This window comes from Kitasatospora sp. NPDC004799, from assembly GCF_040609095.1.
Lineage (GTDB): Bacteria > Actinomycetota > Actinomycetes > Streptomycetales > Streptomycetaceae > Kitasatospora.
The window spans coordinates 1-1,892 of the sequence record NZ_JBEXJK010000730.1; the positions used below are offsets into that span (position 1 = coordinate 1).

The 1,892-nt window shown below is 70.8% G+C and carries 2 protein-coding genes; one reads left to right on the forward strand and one right to left on the reverse strand.

Annotation, left to right across the window (positions count from 1 at the left end):
* Positions 1-72: 72 nt before the first annotated feature.
* Complete coding sequence (locus ABZW03_RS40310) at positions 73-384, reverse strand: hypothetical protein (protein WP_355269781.1); 312 nt, start codon at positions 382-384, stop codon at positions 73-75.
* A 373-nt stretch (positions 385-757) separates the two neighbouring features.
* Between ABZW03_RS40310 and ABZW03_RS40315 the strand changes: the two genes are divergently transcribed.
* On the forward strand, positions 758-1,892 hold a 1,135-nt coding region (locus tag ABZW03_RS40315), incomplete at its 3' end, for a GNAT family N-acetyltransferase (protein WP_355269782.1).

A 1,892-nucleotide genomic window follows, 5' to 3' on the forward strand; every position in this document is an offset into this window, starting at 1 on the left:
GTCCGCGGCCGCAGCAGGTGCGGGCGCCGGCCGGCCCGGGAGCGGATCAGAGCCTCAACGGGAGCGGGGTGCTCAGACCTCCGTCGCCACCCAGCTGATGTACCAGCCGTGGCTCACCGCGTAGTCGACCGTCAGCGGACGGCCGTCCTGCCAGCGGACGTAGATCCGGAAGCCCTTCGAGGTCGGGGTGTAGATGGTGTTCCCGCCGGTGGTCGTCCACATCGAGTCGCGGCCGCAGAGGTTGGCGGTGTAGACCGGCGTCTCGCTGAAGTTGCCCGCGGAGGTGTCGACGTCGATGTAGATGCCGGTGCCGTTGTCCTCCTCGACGTGCTGCTGCCAGTCGCCGACGGGCGTGTTGCCGGCGATGAACCTGGGGTTGGACATACCTGTCTCCTCGCTGTGGTCAGAGAAACGGGCAGGGGCGGACCAGAATGGATCGCTGGAAGGCCAGGGATCATCCGCCGCAGCCGAGTCTGAGTGAATCTTCCATTGATCACAAGAGCACTGAATGCGAACCTTCGAATTCCGGTTGCGAATACCGATCATTGTTCTGCGGCGGTGAACAGTGGGGCGGTTCCGGCTCCTTGACGCCACGTGGTTCGATCGTGCTATACCTGTGACTTCTGACGTGATCCGGTCATCGGATGTCCGTGTGCGCTGGTCCCACCCGTCTCGGGAAACGCGCCGTCTCACATTCCGGACCCGTCAAGATCTGAATTCCCGGGAAACTTCAGTACGCGAGGAGCGCGTGATACGCATGCCCGAATTCTCTGCTGTCCCGGAGATATCCACCGCGGATTCCTGGGACGATCTCGTTCCGGTCGCGGAACTGGCGTACGGGGGCTACGGGCACTCCGTGGACTACCACGCCTCGGCGGCCTCGATCTTCGAACCGAAGCGTTCGCTGGTCGCGCGGACCGGCGGCCGGGTCTGCGGGACCTGTGCCGTCTACTCCCTGGAGATGACCCTGCCGGGCGGCCCCCGCGCGGTGGCCGGCCTCGGCTACGTGACCGTCGCGCCCGAGCACCGCCGGCGCGGCGTGATGAGCGGCATGGTGCTGCGCGTCCTGCACACCCTGCACGAGAGCGGCGGCGAGGCGGTGGCGGCCCTCAACACCACCGAGGCCGGGATCTACGGCCGCTTCGGGTTCGGCCTGGCCAGCCAGGCCGCCAAGGTGCGGATCCACCGGTACGCCCGGGAGCTGCGCCCGACGGCCGGCGGCGAGCGGACCGTCCGGATCGGCACGCCCGAGGAGCACCGCGCCGCGATCACCGCGGTCTACGCCCAGTGCGTCGGGGAACGCCCCGGGATGCTGCGCCGGGACGAGGTCTGGGCCGCCCGGGCCGTCCTGGACCTGCCCGACCACCGGGGCGGGAGCGGGCAGCTGCTCTGCCTGGTGGTCGAGGAGGAGGGGAAGCCGTCCGGCTACGCCCTCTACCGGCTGACCGCGGCCTGGGTGGACTCGGTGCCGCGCTACGAGGTGGCGGTGCGCGAGCTGTTCGCGCGCGACCCCGCCTCCTACGCGGCGCTCTGGCGCGCCCTGCTCGACGTCGACCTCGCCGGCAGCGTGGTCGCCGACCGGCCGGTGGACGACCCGGTGCTCGCCCTGCTCACCGACCCCCGCAGCGCGGCGCCCGTCCTGCGCGACCAGCTGCACGTCCGGCTGGTGGACGTGGACCGGGCGCTGGAGCAGCGCGGCTACGCCGCCGAGACCGACGTCGTCCTGGACGTCACCGACCCGCTCTGCCCGTGGAACGAGCGGCGGTTCCGGCTGCGCACCGGCCCCGAGGGCGGCGAGTGCCGGCCCACCACGGCGGCGGCCGACCTGGAGCTGACGGCCCGGGAGCTGGGCGCGCTGCACCTCGGCGGCACCTCGATCGCCGGCCCGCGAT

What these genes read in the sequence shown, in the direction of transcription:
- ABZW03_RS40310 (WP_355269781.1), bottom strand. Translation starts at nt 384, where the DNA reads ATGTCCAACCCCAGGTTCATCGCCGGCAACACGCCCGTCGGCGACTGG.